The 25,798-nt window shown below is 65.8% G+C and carries 19 protein-coding genes and 1 tRNA gene; 12 read left to right on the top strand and 8 right to left on the bottom strand.

All coding sequences use genetic code 11. The annotated features are described in order from the left end of the window. The first annotated feature begins 26 nt into the window (after nt 1–26). The 4 genes from Hhyl2_RS02125 to Hhyl2_RS02140 all read left to right on the top strand — a co-directional run bounded on the left by Hhyl2_RS02125 (nt 27) and on the right by Hhyl2_RS02140 (nt 3,860). A complete protein-coding gene (locus Hhyl2_RS02125; RefSeq protein ID WP_483549066.1) occupies nt 27–791 on the top strand; it encodes a cupin domain-containing protein in 765 nt (254 codons plus the stop codon). Then, nucleotides 778–1,617 carry a CPBP family glutamic-type intramembrane protease gene (locus tag Hhyl2_RS02130; RefSeq protein WP_483549067.1) on the top strand — a complete coding sequence of 280 codons (840 nt, stop codon included), beginning with the start codon at nt 778–780 and terminating at the stop codon, nt 1,615–1,617. The genes Hhyl2_RS02125 and Hhyl2_RS02130 overlap by 14 nt, the downstream gene beginning before the upstream one ends. A 257-nt stretch (nt 1,618–1,874) precedes the next feature. Then, nucleotides 1,875–3,206, top strand: a complete 1,332-nt coding sequence (locus tag Hhyl2_RS02135; protein ID WP_483549068.1) for a S8 family peptidase — start codon at nt 1,875–1,877, stop codon at nt 3,204–3,206. Between the two features lie 39 nt (nt 3,207–3,245). After that, the gene (locus tag Hhyl2_RS02140) at nt 3,246–3,860 is read left to right on the top strand and encodes an ArsR/SmtB family transcription factor (RefSeq protein ID WP_483549069.1); all 615 of its coding nucleotides are present in this window, start codon (nt 3,246–3,248) and stop codon (nt 3,858–3,860) included. A gap of 91 nt (nt 3,861–3,951) precedes the next feature. Here Hhyl2_RS02140 and Hhyl2_RS02145 read toward each other — a convergent pair whose 3' ends face one another. Together Hhyl2_RS02145 and Hhyl2_RS02150 are read right to left on the bottom strand one after the other, a co-directional pair. Further along, the gene (locus Hhyl2_RS02145) at nt 3,952–5,688 is read right to left on the bottom strand and encodes a BGTF surface domain-containing protein (protein WP_483549070.1); all 1,737 of its coding nucleotides are present in this window, start codon (nt 5,686–5,688) and stop codon (nt 3,952–3,954) included. Nucleotides 5,689–5,880: 192 nt separating this feature from the next. Beyond that, the gene (locus Hhyl2_RS02150) at nt 5,881–9,585 is read right to left on the bottom strand and encodes a glycoside hydrolase family 97 N-terminal domain-containing protein (RefSeq protein ID WP_483549071.1); all 3,705 of its coding nucleotides are present in this window, start codon (nt 9,583–9,585) and stop codon (nt 5,881–5,883) included. A gap of 163 nt (nt 9,586–9,748) precedes the next feature. Between Hhyl2_RS02150 and Hhyl2_RS02155 the strand changes: the two genes are divergently transcribed. The 6 genes from Hhyl2_RS02155 (at nt 9,749) to Hhyl2_RS02180 (ending at nt 14,547) form a co-directional block, all read left to right on the top strand. Next, complete coding sequence (locus Hhyl2_RS02155) at nt 9,749–10,399, top strand: adenylate kinase (RefSeq protein WP_483549072.1); 651 nt, start codon at nt 9,749–9,751, stop codon at nt 10,397–10,399. Nucleotides 10,400–10,435: 36 nt separating this feature from the next. Next, the gene (locus Hhyl2_RS02160; protein WP_483549073.1) at nt 10,436–11,326 is read left to right on the top strand and encodes a DUF106 domain-containing protein; all 891 of its coding nucleotides are present in this window, start codon (nt 10,436–10,438) and stop codon (nt 11,324–11,326) included. Nucleotides 11,327–11,447: 121 nt separating this feature from the next. Then, on the top strand, nt 11,448–12,026 hold the full coding sequence (gene cmk, locus Hhyl2_RS02165) for a (d)CMP kinase (RefSeq protein ID WP_483549074.1): 579 nt from the start codon (nt 11,448–11,450) through the stop codon (nt 12,024–12,026). 3 nt (nt 12,027–12,029) lie between these two features. Next, complete coding sequence (locus tag Hhyl2_RS02170) at nt 12,030–12,923, top strand: RNA-guided pseudouridylation complex pseudouridine synthase subunit Cbf5 (RefSeq protein WP_483549075.1); 894 nt, start codon at nt 12,030–12,032, stop codon at nt 12,921–12,923. A gap of 56 nt (nt 12,924–12,979) precedes the next feature. Further along, entirely contained in the window at nt 12,980–14,449 is a 1,470-nt protein-coding gene (locus Hhyl2_RS02175) for an ATP-binding protein (RefSeq protein WP_483549076.1), read from the top strand. Between the two features lie 27 nt (nt 14,450–14,476). Then, nucleotides 14,477–14,547 (top strand) — tRNA-Pro (locus tag Hhyl2_RS02180). 127 nt (nt 14,548–14,674) lie between these two features. On the opposite strand, the gene Hhyl2_RS02185 is transcribed toward Hhyl2_RS02180, so the two are convergent. Beyond that, nucleotides 14,675–16,600, bottom strand: a complete 1,926-nt coding sequence (locus tag Hhyl2_RS02185; protein ID WP_483549077.1) for a cation:proton antiporter domain-containing protein — start codon at nt 16,598–16,600, stop codon at nt 14,675–14,677. Nucleotides 16,601–16,795: 195 nt separating this feature from the next. Between Hhyl2_RS02185 and Hhyl2_RS02190 the strand changes: the two genes are divergently transcribed. Further along, nucleotides 16,796–18,166, top strand: coding sequence for an ATP-binding protein (locus Hhyl2_RS02190; protein ID WP_483549078.1), 1,371 nt, complete (start codon nt 16,796–16,798; stop codon nt 18,164–18,166). Nucleotides 18,167–18,171: 5 nt separating this feature from the next. Here Hhyl2_RS02190 and Hhyl2_RS02195 read toward each other — a convergent pair whose 3' ends face one another. Next, complete coding sequence (locus Hhyl2_RS02195; protein WP_483549079.1) at nt 18,172–18,819, bottom strand: hypothetical protein; 648 nt, start codon at nt 18,817–18,819, stop codon at nt 18,172–18,174. A 216-nt stretch (nt 18,820–19,035) separates the two neighbouring features. Between Hhyl2_RS02195 and Hhyl2_RS02200 the strand changes: the two genes are divergently transcribed. Then, a complete protein-coding gene (locus Hhyl2_RS02200; RefSeq protein WP_483549080.1) occupies nt 19,036–21,456 on the top strand; it encodes a glycosyl hydrolase in 2,421 nt (806 codons plus the stop codon). Nucleotides 21,457–21,594: 138 nt separating this feature from the next. Here Hhyl2_RS02200 and Hhyl2_RS02205 read toward each other — a convergent pair whose 3' ends face one another. The 4 genes from Hhyl2_RS02205 to Hhyl2_RS02220 all read right to left on the bottom strand — a co-directional run bounded on the left by Hhyl2_RS02205 (nt 21,595) and on the right by Hhyl2_RS02220 (nt 25,707). Next, nucleotides 21,595–21,834, bottom strand: coding sequence for a hypothetical protein (locus Hhyl2_RS02205; RefSeq protein WP_483549081.1), 240 nt, complete (start codon nt 21,832–21,834; stop codon nt 21,595–21,597). A gap of 233 nt (nt 21,835–22,067) precedes the next feature. Continuing rightward, nucleotides 22,068–22,457 carry a hypothetical protein gene (locus Hhyl2_RS02210; RefSeq protein WP_483549082.1) on the bottom strand — a complete coding sequence of 130 codons (390 nt, stop codon included), beginning with the start codon at nt 22,455–22,457 and terminating at the stop codon, nt 22,068–22,070. 528 nt (nt 22,458–22,985) lie between these two features. Beyond that, entirely contained in the window at nt 22,986–24,713 is a 1,728-nt protein-coding gene (ilvD, locus tag Hhyl2_RS02215; RefSeq protein ID WP_483549083.1) for a dihydroxy-acid dehydratase, read from the bottom strand. 136 nt (nt 24,714–24,849) lie between these two features. Continuing rightward, nucleotides 24,850–25,707, bottom strand: a complete 858-nt coding sequence (locus Hhyl2_RS02220; RefSeq protein ID WP_483549084.1) for a DUF8073 domain-containing protein — start codon at nt 25,705–25,707, stop codon at nt 24,850–24,852. Nucleotides 25,708–25,798 lie beyond the last annotated feature (91 nt).

Here is a 25,798-nt window from a genome sequence, read left to right on the forward strand (position 1 = left end):
CCGACCGACCGTACCAGCGACCAGCGATGGAACCCGAGACGCGCGCCGCCGAGCAGGGACGGCGTACCGATCGACGAGGCGGCCCGATACAGACCGGCCGCCCGCTCGTGGATGGCACCCCGACCGACGGCCCGACACTCGAACTGACTCCGGGGAGCCCTGCGTGCGACCGCCTGCGGCAGTCGCCCCGTCCGCTTGTCTCCGACCCAGTCAGTCGGACCTGGGCGACGCTCCTCGAACGCCCGGACGCGGGCGACACCGACCGTCCCGTGCTGGCCCAGTGGGTGTCACCGACGTCGCCAGAACCACCCGCACACCGCCACCCGAAGACAGAGACGTTCAGGGCGCTCGAAGGGACCCTCACCGTGGTCCGCGAGGGCGAGGCTATCGACCTGGGTCCCGGTGACTCGCTGACCGTCGAGCCAGGACAGACACACACGTTCCGCAACGAGACCGACGCGGTCGTCGCGTTCGAGGCAGAACTCCCCTCGATGCGGACGGTCGAGGGACTCTACACCATCTGGGGGCTGGCCCACGAGCGCGGCACCGACGAGAGCGGTGACTACACCGGCCCTGGGCCGCTGCAGTCGCTCGTGGTCGCGGCGGACCTGTTCGACGAGACGGTGTTGACGATGGCGCCCGTCCCCATCCAGCGATTGCTGTGGGCCACTGTCGGGCGAGCCGCACGGATCTCGGGCCTGACCGGCATCGACGAGACGTATCTCGACGCGTCGTTCTGGCAGCGACACGTCGAGCAGCCAGTATGGGGGGCTGAGGATGTTGCGTACTGACGCCGATCCGCCGACGTTTGGGAGTGACTGGCGGACGCCGCTCGCGGCGTATCTCCTGGTACTCGGCGTCCTGTCCGCACTGACGCTCGCGACGTCGGGACACTCGCCGCCGCCGCTGCTGGGGATGGCCTGGGGCGTCTTCCTCGTCGCGGTGGCGGCCGCCGGCCTGAAAGCCGACGGTATCCCGGGTCGATCCGTTCTCCCGTCCGTCCGCAGTGTCCCGCCGGTGCTCGCGGTGGTCGTCGCGTTCTGGGCGCTGTACAACGTCGTCGCGTACGGTCTCGCACTCGGTGGTGTCCCCGGATTCGAAGCCACGTGGTCGCGGGTCGTGGCCCATCCGCTCCCGTATCTCGCGGCACTGCTCAGTTCGCTCCTGTTTACGGCAGTCCCGGAGGAACTGCTGTTCCGTACGTACCTGCAGCAGAAGTGCATCGCGCTGGTCGGCGGCGACACCCGCCGGGCGGTCGTCGTCGGTATCGGTGTCGTCGCTGTCCTGTTCGCGTTCTTCCACCTCCCACGGTGGTTTCTCGCTTCGGGACACGGCGTCGGGACTGCGCTGGCGCTCCGCCTGCTCGGACTCACGCTCGCGGGCCTTGCCTACGGCGGCGTCTACGCGCTGACTGGCAACCTCTGGCTCGTGGCGCTCTTCCACGCGACGATGAACTTCCGGCCGGTCCTCGTGACAGTCCAGCTCCCGGCCGACCTCCATCTCGTCGCCGGTGTCGTCGAATACGCCGCCCTCCTCTCGGTGGTCTCGCTCACCGTTCGTGTCACCGGTCCTGACGGGGACACACTGCTCTGGTCCCGTGACCGGGTCCCCTCCTGAAATCCGATCTGCCGGACTCCAGGCACCGTCCGGCCGTACCGAGTCACCCGTTGTTTCTGAGCGAGAAACCCCGGTCCGGGAATTTTTCTCCCGGCGTGGTACTGTTCACGTGCCTGTCGTCTGACCTGACGGACGCGTCGACTGCTGACCACGATTAGCGTGGTTCCGCCCGTCTCGCTGTATCCGATACCGTCGAACGATGCGCTCGCGACCCGAACCCAGCAGGATTTTGTCAGCCTACCGTAAACACGCCCACAATGCCGCCCCGGACGTCCCTCCTCGTACTCACGGCCGCCGTCGTCGTCCTCGTGGGGACTATCGGTGTCCTCGCGACCGCAGGTGGCTCCCTCGCGCCGACCGAGTCGGTGGCCCAGGATCCGCCACGGGCCGACGTCACGCCGCGGCCACCGGCACGCGGGTCCGACATCGAGCGGATCCACACCGCCGGTGTCACCGGCCAGGGCGTCAGGGTCGGTATCGTCGACGTGACAGGGTTCGACCCCGACCATCCGAGCCTCGACGGCCACGTCGCCGACGCGCGTTCGTTTACGCCCGGTGAGGGTATCTCCAACGGCGGACGCGACAGCCACGGGACGGCCGCGGCGTCGATACTCTCCCGGAGCGCGCCCGACAGCGACCTCTATCTCGCCAGTGTCGACACCGCGACAGGATACGAGGCGGCCGTCGAGTGGCTGCTCTCGGAGGACGTCGACGTCATCGTCGCCCCGCTGTCTTTCTACGGCAAGCCCGACGACGGCGACGCCCACGTGACGGAGGTCGCCAGACGGGCGACCGACCAGGGCGTCGTCTTCGTGGCGCCGGTCGGCAACCTCGCGGCGGGACACTGGGACGGGATCTACCGCCCGGTCAACGGCGGCGTCCACAGCTTCGAGTCGGGGACGCGGAACTACCTGCGGACTGACGGCAACTCGCGGCTCCGGCTGTGGCTCTCCTGGGACCGGGAGCACCGCGGCGAGGACTACACGGCAGAACTCTACTGGACCAACGGGACGGCCCACAGGCTGGTCGCCCGCTCGCAGCCGTATCTGGCCGACACCGTCCCCAACGAACGGATCGTCACGCGCCTCCAGCCGGGGACCTACTACGTCCGCATCACCGGTCCGGAAAACCGGACGGGAGCACGGCTGGATCTGGAGTCGCCGACACACGACCTCCTGTTCCAGTCGCCGGGGAGCGTCGCCGCACCCGCGACCGCTCCGCAGGTCCTCTCGGTCGGGGCCTACGACCCACAGACCGGCGCGGTCAGACCGTACAGCTCACGGGGGCCGACAGATAGCGGCGCACTCGGTGTCGACGTGGTGGCGCCCGACGGCCAGGCCGCGGCGACCAAGCCGACCGGCTTCAACGGGACCTCGGCCGCAGCAGCCTACACTGCCGGGACGGTCGCACTGATGCTCGACACCAACCGGACGATAACCCCCGTGGGTGTCGAAACGACCGTCGAATCGACGGCAAACGACGTCCAGCGCTCCGGGCCCGACCGGCTGACCGGGCACGGCCGACTCCACTCTGCTCGGGCTGTCGCGGTCGTCCACAACGACTCAAAGGAGTATTTGAGCAACGGATAGGGATTTGTGGCTGTGCAGTGAACGTCCAGATACACGCACATGTCGGGACTCATCTCGCGATTGCAGGACCGTTCGACGCCGACCACGCCCGAGAGTCCCCGCGTCATCGAGATGGCCGACGCCGACGCAGACGAAGTGCTCGATGCACTGGGATCGGAGACGCGGCGAGCCACCTTCCGGGCGCTGTTCGAGGAACCGGGTACCGCCTCCGAGATCGCCGACCGACTGGACACGTCTATCCAGAACGTCGATTACCACCTCTCGAATCTGGAGTCGACGGGATTGGTCGAACAGGTCGACACGGTCTACTCGGAGAAAGGCAACGAGATGACCGTCTACGGGCCGGCCAACGACCCGCTCGTGTTCGTCGGCAACAACGAACCGGACGACACCCCGGACCAGTCGCTTACCGAACTCGTCGGTGGGATCGGGCTGCTGGCGGTCGCAGCACTGTTCGTCCAGTGGGGCGCGGAACTGCTCGTCCGGACGCGCTCACGGACGGTCGGCGCCGCCGGCCCCTCCGGCCAGGGGTCGGTCGCGTTCCCGGACGGGTCGGTCGGCTGGATGGTCTTCGAAGTCATCGAACCCGGCGTGCTCTTCTTCGTGCTCTGTCTCGTGTTGGCGGCGGTGACGGCGGTCGCGATGCGACGCTGAGCAGGCTGATTCGAGGTGGGGCCGAGCAGTTTCTCGCTGTCGAGAAAACGGAAAAAGAGCCGTCAGTACGGGGGCGATGGGCGGCGTCGGTTCAGTCCCGGAACAGACCGAGCACGAGGCCGAGGCCGGCGATAGCGAGGATGCCGCCGACGGCGAGAGCGCCGCCGCCGAGGAACGCCGAGGAGGTTCCCTCCGAATCCGTGTCATCCGGCGTCGCGGGTGGCGTCGTATCGGTGTCGTTGGTGAGTGACGCCTGGACGGTGAGGGTCCCGATATCGTCAGGGTTGCTGTCTGTCGACGACCCCGCGTAGACGCTGATGTCGTAGTCGTCGGGCGTGACAGCACCGTCGGCACGCTCCCTCGTCACTGTGACCGAATCGCCCTCCTGTGCGGCGACCAGCGTCGGTTGCTCGTCTTCGCCGGTCGCGGTCGTATCGAACAGCAGGGGCACCGTTCCATCACCGGTCCCGTCCTGGACAGTCGCGGTCACCTCCATATCGCTCTCGGGGCTCCCGATCTTCACCGTCGCGGTGCTCTGGTTCCCCATGAACAGCGTCAGCGTCGTCTGCTGACCCGTCCGTGTCGTGATGATCGTCTCGTTGAGGCCGAGTTCGTCCTCGGTGGCTACGCTGTCCGGCTGGCTGGACTCCGGGAGGGTACCGTCGGAGCCACCGTCGTGGAGGATGACGGTGCCCCCGGCGACCGGTGTCCCGGTCGGCGTCTCGCTGGCAAACAGCGTCGTGTCGTAGCTCGCCGGATCGAGGCGGTCGACGTTCAGCGACGTCTCGGAGAGCGTCGAAACGGAGTCGGCATCGTCTCTGGCGGTCAGCGTCGGCTCGTCGGACCCGACGGCACCGGTGTGGAACCGCAACAGGACGCGACCGTCGTCGTTGCCGTCCCGGACAGTCGCGTTCAGCTGGTAGTTCACTGTTGGTCCACCGATGGCGACCGAGACGTTGTCACGGTCGTCGAGCGAGACGTGGATCGAGACGGCCTTCCCAGCGATCCCTTCCGATATCGGCGAGATATCGACCGTATCGGTGTTGGGACTCTGGACCCGGCTCACGTACTCCTCGTCGTCCTCGGTCGGCGTCGCGGTGGGACAGCCCCCGGAACACTCGACGACAGTCCCGCTTGTCTCGTACAGTGTCTCGCCGCTGCTGTGGACGGTCACCTCGAACTCGGTGCCGACGGGGACCTGTCCGAGATCGACCGGCGTGCTGAACGAGCCGTCCTCCTCGACCGTCGCGGACCGCTGGCGCAGGAAGGGTGCCTTCGGGTCCGCCGACCGGAGTCGGATCGTCAGCGCTGTCCCCGGTTCGAGGTCGGTCTGACCGGCGACCGTCTGGACGGGCGCGGCTGCGAGCCTGATCGTCTCGCCCTCGTAGTCGAGTGTCGTCCCGTGATTCCCGCTGTCGTCGCCCGATTCGCTGGCCGCTTCACATCCGCTCTCGCAGGGGACGACCGTGCCGACGGTACGGGCGATCTCCTGCCCGTCGTACCGGACGGTCGCGTTGAAGTCGGTACCGGGTTCGGTGACACTCATGTCGAACTGTACGGCGAACGTTCCATCCTCGCCGACGGTGGCCGTCTGTTGCCTGATGAACGGCGAGGACTGGTTGGGCTGGGACTGGAGTCGGACCAGGACGGTCGTTCCGGCCTCCAGTTCCGTCTGGCCGCTGACAGTCTGGTTGATTCCGGCCTCCAGGGCCAGGTCGTCGCCGTCGGACGCGATCTGTGTTCCGTCGGCCGCAGCGACGCTCCCGGGGACGACGAGCGCGGCACCGACGAGTGCGAGTGCCAGTGCGATGGCGCCGGCGCGGCTCACCGTCTCACCCCCGCTGGAGCTGTTCTTGCGTGCTGTACCGTTCGTGTGCGACCGGTGTCGGTCGCTGGAGGGCATCGTCTCATGCCAGCAGTTCGTACAGACGGGACATAAAAAGCCGCGCCGGAAGCTCAAATCGGCAGTTGAACGGACGGCCTGCGGGCCGCGTACGGGCGGCCGGCGGTGGGGACCGGCCTATGGCGACCGGTTGATCTCGATGAACGGCAGCGTCGCCGTCGAGGAGGCGTCGTAGGCCAGCGCGTCGGACTGGGAGACACCCGACGGCGTGAAGATGTCCATCAGGCGCGGCGCGTTGTCGATCGCACCGGGCTTGCCGCCACCGAAGGTGTAGCCGCCGGCGGTCTCGGTGACCGGACGCAGCGAGCCACGGTCCTCCGAGCCCACTGCCGGGACGATCTCCAGGTCCTCGATGTCGGTCCCGCCGAACGCCTCGGCAGGGACGATGAGGCTGACAGTTCCGGCCTGCCGATCGACGTCCCAGTCGAAGCTCACCGGGTTGCCGTCGCTGTCGGTGAGCGCGGAGCCGGTCGGGTCGACGGCGCTGTTGGTGAAGCCGCTGAGTTCGACACGGTAGTGCCACGGCTCGTCGAACTCGACGACCGGGTTGATACCGTTAGACACCGGCTGAGTCGAGCCGCCGCTCCGACTCGGATCTCGGACCCACAGGATGAACCAGTGGGGAGAGAAGCCGTTGAAGCCGCTGAACCCGTCGTTGAGCGTTTCGACTTCGAAGGTGAACGTGTACCGGTTCGGCGTCGCCTCGATCTCCAAGGATTCGAGATCGAACACGCCGTCGGGGAAGGCCCCGGCCGTCGGGTAGGTGTACCCGCCGGGACCGTTGTCGTCACCAGTGGGGTCCTGGATCGTCGTGACCGGCTGTGGCCCCTGGACGGTCACCTGCTCCGAGGCGTAGGTCTGCCCGTCTGGCGAGCGGACCTCGACCTGGTAGGTCCCGGGGTCATCGATGGTCTGTCGGAAAGTGAACGTCGCTCCGCTGGCTCCCGGCGCGAACCGGGCGTTCTCGACGCTGACGACCTCGCCGTCAAGGAGGACCTCGAGTTCCTGACCGCCGATACGGCTGCTGTTGTTGGTGCCCGTCGCCTCGATGAACGTCTCCCGGATGAAGAACTGTTCCTTGACCGAGACGGAGACCGTCTGCGAGGGCCGGGAGTAACCCGGCAGCTGTGACGCCTCGTTGCCGGTGGCCGGACGGAGTTTGACCGCGGTCCCGCCCGAGGCGGCCATGGTCACGAACAGGTCGGTACCGCTGTCGACGATGACCTCGTCGACAGCGACGTCCGTGAGGTTCGAGTCGAACTTCGCGTCGGCGCCGTCCTCGTAGATCTCGGCGACGTACTGCTGTTCCGCCGAGAGGAAGTCCAGGTCGACGTCCAGCGTCCGGCCGCCCTCGTCGGTCATAACGCCGAGGTACCACTCGGACCCGCTCTGGCGTGCGATGGCGATGTAGTCGCCGATCTCGGCGTCCAGTACCGTCGTGTCGTCCCACGCGGCCGGCACGTCCTCGATGAAGTCGAAGGCCGGAACGGTCTCGCCGGTGATCGGCGGCTCGTCGGGTGTCGGCATCGGTGCACCCGGTTCGGTGACTGCCAGCGAGTCGAGGTTGAACCCGCCGAACTCGTCCTCGGTGATCCGGACCGAGATATCGTTGTCACCGGCCGCAAGCTCCACCGGGACGGAGACCGTGTCCCACTGGTCCCAGTACCCGGTATCGGGAACGCGGAACCAGCCCGTGGGCTGGGCCTGATCGTTGACGTGGACGACACCGGAGGCGTCGTAGGTAACTCCGTTGTCGTCGTCGTCGTTGGCGACCCGCAGGTGGAGGTGATACTCGCCAGCGCTGGGGACGTTCTCGATGGTCCAGTACGCACCCGATCCCTGGTCGGCCGAGGCTGCGACCTCGACGTACTGCTCACCCTGTGCGTTCGCCCACGAGGCGGCGCTGTTGAACCCGTCGAGCTCGCCCCACTCGGCCTGGATGACGTCGCCGATCTCGCCAGTCGGCGGCTGGTCGGCCAGGTAGGAACTCGGGAGGTCGGCGACCATCTGCAACCCGCTGAAGTACGTCGGGTACATCGCCAGTTGCTTCGCGCGCGTGGTCTCGATACCGCCGGTCCCGGACTCCATATCGAAGATACCAGGCGTGAAGTCAGCGGGGCCGCCCAGCAGGCGCGTGAACGGGAACGTGACGTGGTGTTCGGGGGTGATCTCCCCGAAGGAGTCGTACTCCTGGCCCTTGAACCCTTCACGGGTCATCAGATTGGGGTACTGCCGGCGACGGCCGGTCGGGTGGATCGGCTCGTGGACCTCGAACATCTGTCGGTTGGCGGCGCCCGCCTCGGCGATGGTCGTGTGGTGGTTGACCAGTACCTGGTTGTGGTGGTTGTGGCCCTTGCCCGCGAGGTCCCCGCTGTCGGCGACGTAGCCGCTCTTGATCGTCCGGATGCCCAGTCCGTCGTACTTCTGGAAGGCGTCCTCGGCCTGGGACTGGTAGTTCTCGAAGTCCCCAGCCGTCTCGTTGTGCATCGTCATCTGGGTCGGTGGGTCGAGACTCGCGCCGTACTGGGTGACTTCCTCCAGATCGAAGTCCGGATACGGTTCCTCGAAGTCGAACTGGCTCCCGTCCCCGGGATACGACGACCAGCCGACGTTCCAGCCCTCGACGAGGACGCCGGGGATGCCGTGTTCGCTGGCGAAGTCCATGTACATCTTCGCCCGGCCTGTCTGTGCGCCGTGGTTGCCGACGCGGGTTCCCGGTGGGTCGGCGCTGGGGTCGAACGCGTCGGTGTTGGGGTTGTACTCCCAGTCCGCTCGGCCCGTGATCATCAGCCACCAGATGCCGATGAACTTCTGGGGTTCGATCCAGTCGGTCCCCTGTTTGAAGACGTTGGGATCGTGGTCCTCGTTGAGGTTGATGACGAGGTTGGACTCGACGAGTCCACCGGGTCTGTCGGCGATCTGGACCGTCCGCCAGGGAGTCATGTGGGGCGCTTTCGCCGACACCTTCGTGCCGTCAGGGAGCGGCGCCAGTTCGGACTCGAAGCTCGTGTCGTCGCTCGACCCCGGCGACAGTGACAGCGAGGCGTAGTCGTCGAGTTTCGCCTCGTGAACGCTGAGATAGACGTTCCCGTCGGTCATCGTCATCGGCGTGTGGACGCCGGTGTAGGAACCGCCGATCTCGTCCAGTCGCGGGCCAACACCACTCAGCGACGTCGTCTCGTACTCGACCTCGAAGTTGTTCCAGTTGTTCTCGATCCACCAGGCGTCGTAGTCGGTGGCGAAGTTGTACTCGGTGCGTTCGGAACTGACGACGAAGTTACCGTTCCCGGCTCCGTTGAAGTTCCCGTCGAAGACGAACCGGAAGCCGAAGCCGTCGTCGAAGACACGGACCTGGAGGTTACCGGACCGCGCCGGCGAGCCACTCTGTTCCTCCAGGCCGACGATCAGTTCGTTGTAGTGCTCGCGGATCGAGTCGTACCGGTCCCAGACCGGCTGCCAGGTCTGATCGACCGAATCCGTCTTGCTCCCCGTAACGGTCACGTCGGCCGCCGAACCACCGACCGCGAAGTCGTCCTGATTCTGGAACTCGAAGCCCAGCCCGGACTCGTCGATGACCGCCGTGCCATCGTATGTAACAGTGTAGGTCGGACGGCCAGACGAGACGTCGACGGTCACCTCGATGCGTCCGTCCGGTGATGTGACTGTCTGTGTCGCACTGTCGGACCCACTCGTTACCTGGGCCGCGACGCGCTCCGGAACTTCGAGCGAGTACGCTGCCGCTGCGAACAGCGACGTCACGCCGCCCAGGAAGTCCCGCCGACTCAGGCTGCTTGAAGATTGTTCGGATTGTTCGTTAAACATCAACGAGTACCATCGAAACCCGTGACGAAATAAATCTACGGGATTTTTCATGCACGTGTGTGGCGAAAGATTGAGCTACTACTGGATAGTTCTCTCTCAGTGACTCGTCGAGGGCCGGCGGCGTTTGGACAACCATTTAACGAGGGCCACAGAAGTCGCGTCCATGTCGAATCCGCGACTGCTGATCCTGGGGCCGCCGGGCGCCGGCAAGGGCACCCAGAGCGCGAACCTCGCCGAGGAGTACGGTATCGAGCACATCACGACCGGCGACGCGCTCCGGGCGAACAAGGACATGGACATCAGCGACATGGACACGGAGTACGACACGCCGCGTGCGTACATGGAGGCCGGCGATCTCGTCCCGGACGCCGTCGTCAACGCCATCGTCGACGAGGCGCTCTCCCAGGCCGACGGCTTCGTGCTCGACGGCTATCCCCGTAACCTCGAACAGGCCGAGGAACTCGAAGGGATGACCGACCTCGACGTCGTCCTGAACCTGGAGGTCGACCGGGAGGAACTGGTCGACCGGCTGACCGGTCGACGTGTCTGTGACGACTGTGGCGCCAACTACCACGTCGAGTTCAGCCCGCCCGAGACCGAGGGCGTCTGTGACGACTGTGGCGGCGACCTGATCCAGCGCGAAGACGACAACGAGGACTCGGTGCGCAACCGCCTGGACGTCTTTCAGGACAACACCGCACCGGTCATCGAGCATTACCAGGGCCACGCCGGCTTCGTCACCATCGACGGCGAGGGAACGCCCGACGAGGTCTGGGCCGCCATCAGAACTGCGGTCGACGCACACACAGAGTAAAACGTTGATAAACCGTCGCCGCTGTACTATTGCACAATGGCACGCACCGCGCCGAAGGTAGAACGACTGGCCGAGGACGGCGAGGCCCTCACCGACGCCCTCCAGACGGTCCTCTCTGTCGCCGAGGAACAGGGGACCGTCACCTGGGGTGACGTCAGCGACGAGATGACCAGCGGCGAGTGGGGCCGTCTCATCGAGTCCGGCCTGCTCGTCGACGCCGACGGCGAGGGGTTCGTCATCGACGACCCCGACGGCGTCCGCGAGGCACTCGAAGAGTCGGATGCCGTCCCCGACGAGGACGAAGACGAGGGCTGGTCCACCTGGGACAAGCTCGCAGGCCTCGTGACGCTCGGGATGTTCGCCGGCTACTCGCTCAACTCCGTCCGGGACGCTATCGGCGGCGTCCTCGACATCGCGCTGGGGCCGCTGGCCGAGATACTGCCGTTCTATGTCGTCATCCTCGTGCTGGCGACGTTCACCGGGACGACCTCGACGATCCTGCAGGACAACCTGATGGACATGTCCGGCATGGAGGAACACCAGGCCAAGATGCAGGACCTCCAGGAGCGCCGGAAGGAGGCCAAGGAACGCGACGATCAGGAAGCGCTGGACCGCCTCGAAGAGGAGCAGATGGAGATGATGGGCGACCAGCTCGGGATGTTCAAGAAACAGTTCCGACCCATGGTCTGGATCATGGTCATCAACATCCCGATGTTCCTCTGGCTCTACTGGATGGTCTTCGGACCTGGTCTGACCCTGGAGGCGCCCGTCGCCGTCTTCCCGATCATCGGTGAGGTCGAGTCCTGGCGACAGGGTGTCGCCGGCCCGATGCAGGCCTGGATCGTCTGGTACTTCCTGTGCTCGCTCTCCTTTACCCAGGTCATCCGGAAGGCGCTGAACGTCCAGACCTCGCCCGGCGCTGGGTGACCCTGTTGGCTGTCACTGCTGCGGTGGATTCGCCACCACACGGGGGCGATGGTCTCGCAGACCCGACAGCCGACAGGAGCAGAAAGACAGCCTCTTTTAGCCGGCCGTTCCGAGTGCTGGTATGTTGATCACCGTCTCCGGTCCAGCCGGGAGCGGCAAGAGCACGCTCGCAAAGAGCCTCGCCGACGCCCTGGACTACGACCACGTCAGCGGCGGCGACATCTTCCGCTCGCTGGCCGAGGAACGTGGGATGACACCCCTGGAATTGAACAAGGCTGCCGAGGAGGACGACCAGATCGACCGCGATCTGGACCGCCGACTGCGGGACATCGCGAAGGAACGGGACGACCTCGTCCTGGAGTCCCGCCTGGCGGGCTGGATGGCTGGCGAGTACGCCGACATCAAACTCTGGCTGACCGCGCCACTGGACGTCCGGGCCGACCGTATCGCCCAGCGGGAGAACAAGCCGTTCGACCAGGCCCGCACCGAGACCAGAGAGCGCGGCGACAGCGAGGCCCAGCGCTACAGCGACTACTACGACATCGACTTCGACGACCTCTCGATCTACGATCTGTCGGTCAACACGGCCCGCTGGGACCCCCAGGGCGTCCTCAGCGTCACGCTCCACGCCGTCGAGTCCTACAGTAGCGACGGCGACGAGGGGAAAGCACCCATCGAGAACATCCGGTACGAGTTCTGAGTGATGGCGCTCCGTGGCCCACCCGACGACCGGGATATCGACGCGCTCCGCTCGTTCGGCGTCGTCAACCTCGACAAACCGCCCGGCCCATCGGCCCACCAGGTCGCCGCGTGGGTCCGGGACGCCACCGGCCAGGACCGGGTGGCCCACGGTGGGACGCTCGACCCGAAGGTCACCGGCTGTCTCCCGGTCCTGCTCGGTGACGCCGCGCGGATGGCTCGGGTCTTCGACGACGCGGTCAAGGAGTACGTCACGGTGCTGGAACTCCACGACAGCGCACCCCCCGACTTCGAGGCCGTCGTCGCCGAGTTCGAGACCGATATCTACCAGAAGCCGCCGCGCAAGAGCGCCGTCAAACGACAGCTCCGCAGTCGGCGGATCCACGAACTGGACGTCCTCGAACGGACCGACCGCCGTGCACTACTGCGAGTCCGGTGTGAATCGGGGACCTACATCCGGAAACTCTGTCACGATATCGGCCTGGCGCTGGGCACCGGCGCCCACATGGGCGACCTGCGCCGTACTGCGACGGGGACCTTCGACGATACCAGCCTCGTGACGATGCACGATCTGGTCGACGCGCTCGCGTTCGCCGACGAGGACGGCGACGAGACGCGACTCCGCGAGGCGGTCCAGCCGGCCGAACGGACACTCGTGGACGTCCCATGCGTCACCATCGCACCCAGCGCCGCCCGCGAGGTGGCCAACGGCGCACCGGTGTACGCTCCCGGTGTCGTCGACGCCGGCCCGTCGCCCGACGGCACTGTGGCCCCGGAACGGGGCGACCTGATCGCGTGTTACACACCCGACGGGGCGGCGGTCTGTCTGGGTACGCTCGTCGGGGACCCCGACGCGGAGTCGGATATCGTCGTCGAACTCGAACGGGTGCTCGTCTGACAGGTCACCGGTGGAGGTATAGGTACTGACGACGAACGCCGCACACAGACGTCACCATGGCGCTCACCTCCCGCCAGCAGGAACTTACCGCGGCCGGACTGGTGAGCCTGCTCGGACTGGGACTCGTCGTCCTTTCGCTGGCCCACTGGACACGACACCCCCAGTCACCGCTGGCGGCACTCCTCGGCACTGCGACCCCGACCCTCCTCGCACTGGGTATCGCCCTCGCCGGCCCCGCCCTCGCGGCCAGCGATTTCACTCGCTCGCAGATCCGGCGGCTCCGGAACTGGACACTTCTGGGCGCCGTCGTCGGCGCCATCGCTGGCGCCGGTCTCGTCGGCCACCTGGCACTGGTGACCGGCACGACCACCGAAGGAACGCTCCTCGCGACGAACACCGCCATCCTGGGCGCGTCCGGCGGGCTGGCGGTGGGCTACTACGAGGTGACCGGGCGGCGCCGCGCCGACAGCCTCGCCGAGTCACACGCGCGGTTCGAGGCCGTCTTCGAGGGCACACACGACGCGCTGGTCATCGCCGACGACGACGGGACCTACGTCGCTGCCAATCCTGCTGCTGCCAACCTCTTCGGCCTCCCGACCGACGACCTCGTCGGGATGTCCATCCGCGAGTTCGCCGATCCCGACTTCGATTTCGATACCGAGTGGTCCGCGTTCCGGCAGGAGAAAGCCGGGCGCGGCCAGTTCCAGCTCGTCCGACCCGACGGCACCTCCCGGACTGTCGAGTTCGCCGCCACGAGCGACATCTATCCCGGTCACCACCTCTCCGCGCTCCGTGACGTCACCGACCGGGTCACCTACGAACAGGAACTCGAACAGCAACGCGAGACGCTCGCGTTTCTCAACCGGATGCTCCGGCACAACGTCCTCAACGGGCTCCACGTGACGCTGGCCCGCGCCGACCTCCTCGCCGAGAGCGCGACCGACGAGCAACTCTCCCACATCGATGCGATCCGGGACCGCAGCGATCGTATCGTCGACCACGTCGACCGCGTGAAACAGCTCAAAGACACCATGTGGGACGGGCGCCCCCTCGACCACCTCGACGTCTCTGCCACCCTGTGTGACGCCATCGACCGGACCCGTGATTCGTTCCCGGCCGCGTCGATTACTTCCCCGGAGCGCTATCCCGACGATGCCGTCGTCGAAGCCGACCCGATGCTCCACGAGGTCTTCGAGAACCTGCTCGTCAACGCCGTCGTTCACGACGACTCGGAAACCCCTGACGTATCCGTCAGCCTCACGACGACCGCCGACAGCGTCGAGATACGGATCGCGGATACGGGCCCCGGAATCCCGGCACGGCTCCGGGACAGTCTCCTCGGTGAGTGGGACCGTCCTCTGACCAGCGACGGTTCGGGTTTCGGGCTCTACATCGTCCGGACGCTCGTCGACCGATACGACGGGTCGCTCTCCGTGGCCGACAACGAACCCACCGGGACCGTGTTCACGACCACCTTCCCGCGTGTGGAACTCTCTCCCGTGACGCCCCGAAAACGACACCCCTAAGTCGGGGACTACCCTCTCCCTGAATGCGGGACCGTGGGGTAGCGGTATCCTCGGCGCATGGGGTGCGTCGGACCTGAGTTCGACTCTCGGCGGTCCCACTACAACTTCTGACGGACACCGATACTCGGGCAGCCAGTCGTCCGGATGCCCTGCCGTCTTCGATGGCCGCTTCGAGTGGCTCGAAGCGGCTACAGAGCGCCGCTCACAGGCTGAAACGGCCGTCTCTCACCCCGTACAGTAGTCGATCGCTTCACGGACCGCTTCGGTTCGGCCGATGAAGGTGACGTGGTCGCCCTCGTAGACCTGGTCGTCGCGGTGGGGCATCCGGTTGTCGCCGTCGCGGCTGAGCAGCGCCAGGTGGCAGTCGTCGGGGAGGTGGTCGGTCAGCGTCGCGACGGTTCTGCCGTCGAGTTCCTCGCGGCTGATCTCGACCTCCTGGACGTCGCCCATGCGGTCGAGTTCGGTCATCCACTTCGAGATGGCGGGTCGTTCGATGACGTTGTCCATCGACCACGCGACGGACATCCCGGTCTGGATGGGTTCGACGTCCAGCGCTTCGAAGGCGTCGATGTTCCCGGGGTCGTTGACGCGGGAGACGATGGTGTCGACGTCGAACGTCGTCGCCGCCAACTGTGCGATCAGGAGGTTCACGTCGTCGACGCTGGTCGCACAGGCGACGACTTTCGCGTTCTCGGCACCGACCGCCCGGAGCAGGTCCTTGTCGGTCCCGTCGCCGAGCCTGGCCGAGAACCCCTCCTCTCTGGCGGCTTCGACGGCCGCCTCGTCGGTGTCGATGATGATGACATCTTCGCCCCTGTCCGCCAGTCGTTCGGCGAGCGCGGTACCGACGCGCCCGCCACCGATGATGATGACACGCATTGGAATCACGTCGAGCGCTTCTGCGATGTGGCGGGCGAACCCACCCTCGATCACGACGGTCGCCAGGATGACCAGGAAGACGGTCCCGACCAGCGTCGTCGCTGCCTCGGGATTCGTCGGCTGGAGTTCTAGCGCGAACAGCGTCGCGACGCTGGCCGGGATGATCCCCCGCGGGCCGATGGCACCGATGAAGGTTCGCTCGGCGAGGGTGAACCGGTCGCCGACCGTACAGAGTGCCACCGCGATCGGTCTGATGACGGCCATCACGGCGACGACGACGAGCAGGCCGCCCAGGCCCAGTGAGAGGAGGTCGCCCACGGAGAGCAGAGACGCCAGCGTGATGAAGACGAACGCCAGTACCAGCAGCGTCACGTCGCCCTTGAACTGCTCGATCTCCTCGCGATAGGGGAGTTCGAGGTTGCCCAGGACGATCCCGCCGGCGGCGACGGCGGCGATGCCGGCCTCCGAGACGACGGCGTCGGCCAGCCCGTACATCACGAGAGCGGCGACGAGGACGATGAGCCGCGCGTTCTGTGGCGCGTTCTCCGGCGAGAGGTCGGTGTGCCGGAGGAGGTACCAGACGACGACGGCGACGGACGCGCCGACGAAGACTCCGACACCGAGCCGGAACGCGAACTCCCGAGCGAACCGGAGGACGCCGCTGTCGGCGAGGACGACGTACTCGAAGGTGACGACCGCGAGGATCGCTGCGACCACGTCGTTGACGACACCCTCGGTCTCCAGCGTCGACGAGACCCGCTCACGGACTGCGATGACGTTCATGATCGGCGTGATGACCGTCGGCCCTGTCGCGACCAGCAGGGCGCCGATCAACAGCGAGATGGGCCAGGACGCGCCGAGGACGACTCTGACGACGGCCGCGGTCGCGAGTAGCGAGAACGCCGCTCCGAGAGTGACCAGCCGGGTCGTCTCTCTGGGAGCCTGGCGCAGCCGCTCGATCCGGAGATGGAAGGCTCCCTCGAAGACGATGATCGCGACGCTGAAACTCACGATCGCCGGCAGCGCCCCGCCGAACGACTCGCGCGTGACGACCGGCTGGATTGCCGTGACCCACGCGGGGGTATCGGCACCGAGCAACGCCTCTGCGGCTACCGGAATCCAGTAGCCGAGCCCCTCGGGCCCGGCGGCGATCCCGGCGAGGATGAGAAACAGGACGCTTGGGACCTCCAGGCGGTCGGCGAGGACCTGCGCCGCGACGCCGAGCGCGATGATGGTGATGACCGGCCCCAGGAGCGCGAGCGCCCCGCTCATCGTCGTGACTGTGTGACGCGCGTCTGGTCGTCCGGACGACCCATGTGCGGTTCGAAGAAGGCAGAGGGTGAACTTAATTATTCACACGACCGGGCGCTCGGATTTTGCTCTTACAACCCCTGTGGGGGCGTCGCTGTAGAAACATTCCGACCGCCGAAACAATGACATAGGACGATACGAGTACTGTAGCCATAGATGGGGCAGGGCACGGATAAGTCGGTACTGGTAGTCGCTGCGGAATCAGTGGCTGCAGAGACGCTCGCCTCGAAGTTCGGTGCCCGCCCGCTGTCAGTCACTGTTCTGGAGACGCTCCCCGACCTGTTCGACCGGTTGACCAACGGTGTCTTCCACTGTCTGGTCCTACCCGACCGGGTGGGCGAGCAGGCCGGGACCGATATCGCCGCCGGCGTCACGAAGCTGTTCCCGGACCTCCCGATCGTCCTCGTCGGCGTGGACCCGGCGGACGTTCCAGCGCATCTGGTGGTCACGGCCGTCCAAGCGGACTCTGTGGAGGATCCACGCGTGATCGACGCTATCATTGCCCGACTCGACGGGGAAGAGCCCTCGGTCGCGGGGCGGGAGCCCTCCCCGATGGAGACGCTGTTGCTCTCGCTGTTCAACGAGATGCCCGACCACCTCTACGCGAAAGACGAGGCGGCCAGACACGTCATGATGGGACGGGGATTCAACGAGCCGACCGACAGGATCGGACTCACCGACGTCGAGGTCGACGAACTCGTCGACGAACACGGGAAAGCGGCGTTGCGCGACGAGATGGACGTCCTCGACGGCGAGACGGACCGGATCGTCGTCGAGGAGTTCCTCGACCTCGATGCCTCGTACGTGCTCACGAAGAAGGTCCCGTGGTACGACGCCGACGGGAACATCCAGGGACTGATCGGACTCACCCAGGACATCACGGCACGCAAGACCAGGGAACACGACCTGCTGCGCCAGCACGAACGGATGGTGAAGGTCGCACTCCTGGCCGCCCACGAGTTCCGGAACGAACTCCAGATCGCACAGGGACGGCTGGGACTATTGGCGGACGGACAGGAACACGTAACCGCCATCGAGGACTCCCTGGAACGCATCTCGGCGGTCGTCGACACGGTCGTCGAACTGTCGACCAGAGAGACGTCGGTCGACGATCAGCAACCGGTATGGCTCTCGCGACTCAGCCGCGAGGTCTGGGATACCTTCGCCGAGAGCGAGGCGGTCCTCGACATCGAGGGTGACGCACGTGTGGTCGCCGACCAGGAGTCGGCCGGCCTCCTCCTGCAGTTTCTCTTCCAGAACGCCGTCGAACACGCCGGACCGCAGGTCACCGTCACCGTGGGGACGTCGCCAGACGGTTTCTTCGTGGCCGACGACGGACCGGGCGTCGACGTCCACCCGCCCGAGCGGGTGTTCGACGCCGGCTATACGACGGCCGACGGGAACACCGGGTTCGGCCTCTACATCGCCCAGATCGTCGCGGAGGACCACGGCTGGGAGATCTCGTTGACCGAGTCGGCGGACGGCGGCGTGAGGTTCGACATCGAGAACGTCGACCTGCTCGAGTAGCGCCGCTACCGACCGATATTGCGTGGGATCGACCGGCCACTGTCCTCGTCGGTCCCGTGGGAGTCGAAGACGTACATCGACTCGATGGCACCACCGAACAGGAAGCCAAGGAAGTGATGGAAGTCGCCGATCCAGCGTGGGCCCGCGAGGATCATCACGAGCAGGAGGCCGCCAGCGGTCGGGACGAGGAGGCCAGCGACGACGTACTGGAGTGTCTCCGAGGACGCGTTCTGGAACGCGTAGCCCGCCGACCGGACGAGCGTCGCCGCGGCCACTCCGAGGACGACGTGACTGATTCCGACCCCCGGTCCTTCGATGGTGATCGCGACCGCGATCGTCAGGAAGTTCGTCGCCAGGAGCAGGCCGAGGACGTGCCGGTTGCTCGTCAGCAGCGTGAGCAGTATCCCGAAGGGGAGCCACAGTCGCATGTTGCCCGCGTAGTGTGCCCAGTCGTCGTGGAACAGGATGTTCACCGTGTAGACGAACGGGTTGAACAGCGTCCCGAGACCGCCGACGTGGAAGACGTCGGTGAACGCGATCCCGTTGACGATCAGGAACCAGCCGAGCAGCGCGATACCCAACACCACTACCGGGACGTTGCCGAGCACCCGCCGCAGCGACAGCCTCCCGTCTCCCCACCCAGGAAGATTCACGGTTGGCTAGAACCCTGTCAACCACGTACTAAAATCTGCGGACGTGCTGTCGCCCCCGATCTGGTGACAGTCCGTCCGACGGAAGTGTAGAAAATCTATTGTGTCGATGGTTACAGAAAAAACAATCAATAACTCGACATAATACTATAACGGAGGGGCTCGTTGGCGATTCTGTATGCACACTCAAAATAGCCTTGGACGGGGGATTAGAACCGCATGAACGACTCGGACCGATCACCGACCGATGCGTTGGGATCGAGTATCACGAGGCGGACATATGTTCGGGGCCTGCTTGCGAGTGGTGTCCTCGCGTCGACGGGAACGCTGACGACCAGTGCGGCCGAAGCTGCCGACGTCGAACAGGTGGGCGCGGGCAGTATCGCGACGGTCACGCCCGAGGAGGGGAATGCACCGCCACGGACCGTCCACGCTATCGAGGGACTTTCCGGGCCGTATCCCACCAACGACTGGTGGACGACACTCCTCTGGCAGCCCTACTCGGAGAACATGTGGGTACACCCACTGGCTGCTCGTGTCACCGAATCGGGCCTCGACGTGGCGTACCCCGACCAGTGGACTGTCGGAGACGCGCCGTTCTCCTGGGGGCCACGGACCGACGACTTCGCCGAACTCGTCACCGAAGCGAACGCGAGCACCGACGCTATACGCGCGGATCTCACCATCGCGCACACCAGCATTACCGACGGCGTCCCCGTATCCGTCGCCGACTGGGGAGACTGGTCGGCCACCTACCGGCGAGCGCAGGGTGACAACTACGTCGACGTGACGCTCGTCCAGGGGTCCCCATTCGTCTACTGTGAGACCGGCGGTGGCGGTATGGACCTGTCCTACGGCGACACGGCGACAGTCTGGCACAAGCGCAACCACGTACTGGGCGTCACCGTCGGCGGGCACCACTATGGAATCTTCGCCCGACCGGGTGACTCCCTCGATCCGGCTGGCGGGGGCGTGTCGGCAGCGTTCAAGAACGACGGCTATCTCGCTGTCGCCGTCCTCCCGGACGACTCGCCTGACACACTCGACGCCTACCGCCGCCACGCGTACGCGTCGGTCGAAGACACGACGGTGTCCTGGGAGTACGACGAGTCCCGGTCGGCTGTCGTGACCGAGTACGAGTTCGACCTCGCGTCGAAACACGGGAACGCCGACGAGACGCTGACTGCACTCTATCCGCACCAGCAGCGGGCGACGACCGACGACCTGACCGACTGGACGTACGTGTCTCCGCGCGGGGAGATGGCCGTCCGCAGTGGCGCCTCCTTCACCACAGAACTCCCGTATCGCGGCGTCCTCCCGTTCCTCCCCGACGAGGCCGACGTTCCGGACCTGGAGGACCACGTCGACGCCGTCGAGGCGAGTGACTCGCTGATCCGTGACTGGCAGGGCGACGGGACGTACTGGACGGGCAAGAACTTCGAACGCCTCCTCCAGCTCGCTCCCATCGCGGAACAGATCGGCGACGACGAGGCCGCCGAGACGTTCCACGACGCGATGCGGACGGAACTGGAGACGTGGTTCACCGCCACCGAGGATGGCAGTGTCGCCACGTCGGACCTCTTCTGGTACGACGACCTCTGGGGGACACTGGTCGGGACGCCGATGGGCTTCGGTGCCGATGCCGACATGAACGACCACCACTTCCACTACGGCTACTGGGTCAAAGCAGCGGCCGAGATCGCCCGACGGGATCCTGACTGGGCCAGCGAGGACCAGTACGGCGCCGTCGTCGACCACCTCGTCCGTGACTACGCGAACCCCCACCGCGACGACGACCGGTATCCCTTCCTCCGGACTTTCAGCCCGTACGCGGGCCACTCTTGGGCCTCCGGGAGCGGCGAGTTACCCGCCGGCTGTAACCAGGAGTCTTCCTCCGAGGCGATCAACGCCTACGCTGCCCTCATCCTGTGGGGCGAACTGACCGGCGACGACGAGATTCGGGACACCGGCATCTACCTCTACACCCACGAGGTCCACGCGGCGCTCCAGTACTGGTTCGACGTCGCCAACGAGACGCTCCCCGAGGCGTGGCCGTACGACTACGCCGGGATGATCTGGGGTCGCGGTTACAAGTACGCCACGTGGTTCAACCAGGACGCGGAGTCGATCCACGCCATCAACTACCTCCCGGTCGGTGGCCACTCGTTCTATCTCGGCTGGAACACCGACGCGGCAGCGGCGAACTGGGCGGAACTTCTCGCAAACGACGGCGGCGGGGGGACCTTCGATCTCGGCTGGTACACGGACGTGCTCTGGGAGTTCCGTGCGCTCTCGGATCCCGCGGCCGCCCGGTCGTGGTACGACACCGACTACACCAGCGGCGACTTCGCGGAGTCACGTGCCCACACCGCACACTGGCTGTACACCCTCGACGCTGTCGGAACGCCCGACGCGACCGTCACCGCCGACACACCGCTGTACAGTGTCTTCCGTGACGGCGATACGCGGACCTACGTCGTGACGAACCTGACCGACAGCGCCGAGACAGTCCAGTTCTCCGACGGGACCGAACTGTCCGTCTCCGCCGGAGAGACCGCCACGACGAGACGGTCGTTCGAGTCGCTCTCGCCGATGGAGGGGGCACTCCCACAGGTCGAGTCTGCAGCGTCCGAGAAGTGAGCTGAAGCAACGGGCGGGACACAGCTCTCCCATCGGTACGTCGCGTCTGTTCTCCTGTGAGTCGATATCGACCCGGCCACGGTGTCGCGCCGGCGTCGGGTGCGCCTGACAGCTGGCGGTGCGATCCGCTCGGTCACCTTACCGGGTTAACTGGATAAGTCCGCGCTTGAGTGCGTCCTCGAAGCGCTCGTCGAGTCGCATCCGTTCCCACTCGTCGGGACGGTCCGCCTCGGGAATCGACTCCAGCGAGTCGACCAGTGACGTATGCAGGAACCGACCGTTCTGCCCACACTCGTCACAGGTCCGGATGAGCGACCGGACCGCGAACTCCCGGTCGACCGTTTCACGACAGTTCGCACACAGGTACGTCTCTGGCACACTGTCTACTATTCACCGGGCCTACTCGGATGTTGCGGGTCAGCGTTCACCGTATCGATCAATTGCTGCCCAGACGGACTGTCGGTTCGACGACTGCTGCGTCGTGGTAACTACTGAGCACCGAGGAGAGATACCGACGCTGGACCGTTCCGTCCCACCATACTCACTATCGTGACGATGGGATTGCCGGTGCGGTCGATCGGTCGCGAAAAGCCGCCCCGCTGCCCTGGCGTTCAGTTACCCCGCGAGACCGCATCGGAGATGATCTTGTACTGGAGCCCGGCGAACCCGGCGAAGAACACGACCATCGCAGCGAGTGTGACGACGGCTCCGAACAGCCCGAGAATTGCGGTGACGATACCGTTTTCGACTCCGTTTGCACCGAAGAGTAACGCGACACCGAGGCCGTTCACGACTGCAGCAGCCAGGAACAGCACGAGGATATACACCATGAGGCCGAGGCCGTACGAAATCCCTTCGCGGATTCCCACTACCCCTGCCTGCTCACTTTGAAACGTAGATAAGACGGAGTTGGCGGAATCGCCGTCGTTGCCGCTCGCTACTTGCTTTTCCTTATCCCCCTCTGCTGTCGACCCATTGGAGTCAGTCTCTGGTTGACTCATATTCCAGTCACACAATCTGGTGTGAAATACATAATTTCTTTGCTTTTAATATTTGAATATTTTTTATAAAACTAACCTCGGATGGAGGGGCGGCACACTCGGTCGACTGTTCGATCGGATTCGCATAACCTGACATCCTACTGTATGTTCGCAGAATGGAGCGTGGTTGTGGCCCACGCTTCTAACGTTTGCGAATGAAGCACTCTCGCCAGGCGAGGTGGACGCTGCGAATCTCACGCTCGTTCCGGAACTCTCCGAGCTCCGAGCAGGCTGAGGGACGAGCATAGCGAGTCTTTCGGTGGCCAAAAAGCCGGACTCTCACTCCGTTCGAGTCCGGTGACCTGTGCTACAGCCGCTCCCTCACTCCCACTTCACGCCCGGGTTCGTCACCGCACCGTTGGCCGCCGACCACCTTTTTCAGCGTCGGGTGGCCTCGCTGCGCTCGGCCACCACTCCTCGAAAAACGTGGGCGAAAAAGCCGGACTCTCACTCCGTTCGAGTCCGGTGACCTGTGCTACAGCCGCTCCCTCACTCCCACTTCACGCCCGGGTTCGTCACCGCACCGTTGGCCGCCGACCCGAAGTCGCGGCAATACTTCGCGAGCACACCGTTGTCGTAGGCGGGTTCGGGATCGTGGTTTTCGAGGCGCGCTTCGATCTCCTCGTCGGTGAGGTCGATGGAGAGTTCGAGTGCGTCGATATCGATGGTGATAGTGTCGCCGTCCTCCAGCGCGGCGATGGGGCCGCCGACGTAGGCTTCGGGGGCGACGTGGCCGATGGAGAAGCCCCGCGTGGCGCCGGAGAAGCGGCCGTCGGTCAGCAGCGCGACGTCCTCGGAGTGGCCCTGGCCGGCGACGGCGGAGGTGACACCGAGCATCTCGCGCATACCAGGCCCACCCTGTGGGCCCTCGTTGCGGATGACGATGGCGTCGCCGGACTCGACGCGACCCTCCTGGACGTACTCCATGGCGTTCTCCTCCTCGTCGAAGACCCGCACCGGGCCCTCGTGGTGGAGGTGATCCTCGCCGGTGATCTTGATGACGGCGCCGTCGGGCGCGAGGTTGCCGGTGAGGATGCGGATGGCACCCTGCTCGTTCTTGGGTTCGTCGACGGTGTAGAGATAGTCGACGTCCAGATCCGCGATGGCCGGCGGGTCGTAGGCCTCCAGTTCCTCGCCGATCGTGTTACCAGTGACGGTGAGCGCGTCGCCGTGGAGCAGGTCGGCCTCGTAGAGGGCGTTCAGGACGACCGGGACGCCACCGACCTCGTGGAGGTCGTTCATCACGCGTTCACCGCCGGGCTGGAGGTCGGCGATCTTCGGCGTGCGCTTGCTGATCTCGTTGAACGTCTCGATGTCGATGTCGACGCCGGCCTCGGCGGCCAGGGCCAGCAGGTGAAGGACCGCGTTGGTCGATCCGCCGACGGCGACCTGCAGCGCGATGGCGTTCTCGAAGGACTCCCGCGTGAGGAAATCGGAAGGACGACGCCGTTCCTGGACGACCTCGACGGCGAGTTCGCCGGCGCGCTGGGCCGCCTCGTAGCGGGACTCGTGTTCGGCCGGCGGGCTGGCACTGCCCAGCGGCGCGAACCCGAGCGCCTCCGAGATGGAGGCCATCGTGTTGGCGGTGAACATCCCGCCACAGGAGCCGGCACCGGGGCAGGCGTTGCGCTCCATCTCGTCGAGTTCGTCCTCGGTCATGTCGCCGTCCGCGACGGCCCCGACGCCCTCGAAGACGTTCTGGATGGTGATCTCGCGGCCGTCGTGCTCGCCGGGCATGATCGAGCCACCGTAGAGGAAGACACTCGGCAGATCTGTTCGGATCGAGGCCATCATCATCCCCGGCATGTTCTTGTCACAGCCGCCGATGGTGACCAGGCCGTCCATGCGCTCGCCAAAGGAGACCAGTTCGACGGAGTCGGCGATCATCTCACGGGAGATGAGCGAGGCCTTCATCCCCTCGGTCCCCATCGAGATGGCGTCGGAGATGGTGATGGTGCCGAACTCGATGGGCATCCCGCCCGCGTCGTCGATGCCGTCGTAGGCGGACTCGGCGACGTCGTCTAAGTGGACGTTACACGGCGTGATGTCGGCCGCCGGGTTGGCGAGGCCGATCATCGGCGAGGCCAGGTCCTCGTCGTCGTAGCCCATCGCCCGGAACATCGCCCGGTGGGGGGCGTGTTCGGGCCCTTCGGTGACTTCGTTGCTCCGGAGCTCGGGGTCTTTCTCCGGACGCTCGTGGCGTTCCTGTTGGCTCATATCACCACCGAAGCCGCGGGCGACCTTAAATAACTTGTAGTCGCGGTACCGTCCCCCATGGTTGCCCGGCGGAGTTCCTGTGACAGTAGGCCTGTCGGGAGCAGGCCACGACGTCCCGATTGGCCGGGCCAGCGGCTCAGTGCTCTGACTCGCCGCCGTCTGCCCGTGCGGTCAGCGAGTCGTAGATCTGACGTTCGATCTCGGCGGGGTCGGGATCGTCGTCCTTGTCGGCGAGTCGACCGGTGACGTGGTCCAGCACGCCCAGCTCTTTCAGGAGCGACCGTGTCTCGCGCATGTCGAGGTCGAGCGCGAGTTGCGCGCCGTGTAACGAACTCGACTCTGCGACGGCGTCGCGGACGTCCTCGGGCGTGATGCCGTCCGGCAGGTCAGTGTCGTCGAAGGCACGGGACGACGGGGGTGAGGCCGTCTCTTCGCTGTCGCTGGCTGTGTCGTTCTCGCTGTCGTCGACGCCCCCACTATCGTCGTTCTCGCTGGCATCGTCACCTCCATCTGCGTCGTCACCGCTGGCGTTCGTGCTTGGATCGTGGATGCCGTGCTTGATCATGTTCCGGCGCACGGTCTGGGCCGTGACGTCCACGTCGAGGGCCTCCTGCATCGCTGCGAACGAGTCACAGGCGTCGTAGACCTCCCGGAGTCGTTCGGGGTCCTTGTAGGCCGGAACGTCCGCTACCGAACCGTCGGTCGGCCCAGTACTCTCCGAGGGGTGGTCGGACGCCTCTGTGGTCGTCTCGGTCAACGCGGCGGTGTCGACCGTCACCGAGACGTCGACGTGGACACCGCCGTCCCTGTATTCGGAGTCGGTGACGGTGACAGTCTCGGCGTTCGCTGCCAGTTCGAGTGGGTACTCGACCGTCAATTCGGCTGTCAGGTCCTCGCCGTCGGTCGCCGCCGACACACGCTCGATAGCCACACCGTCGCTCGCCGACGCCTCGAGGTGGTCCGCGAGTGCACGCAGCGCGGTGTCGATTGGCATACGCCGTGGTAACTCGTTGGCTGATATGTACTTTTCGCCCGTCCTGGCAGTCCGCTACGGGAACACTAGTTTCATCTCGGGGGCCGGCCAA

It is taken from the genome of Haloarcula sp. H-hyl2, assembly GCF_056934385.1.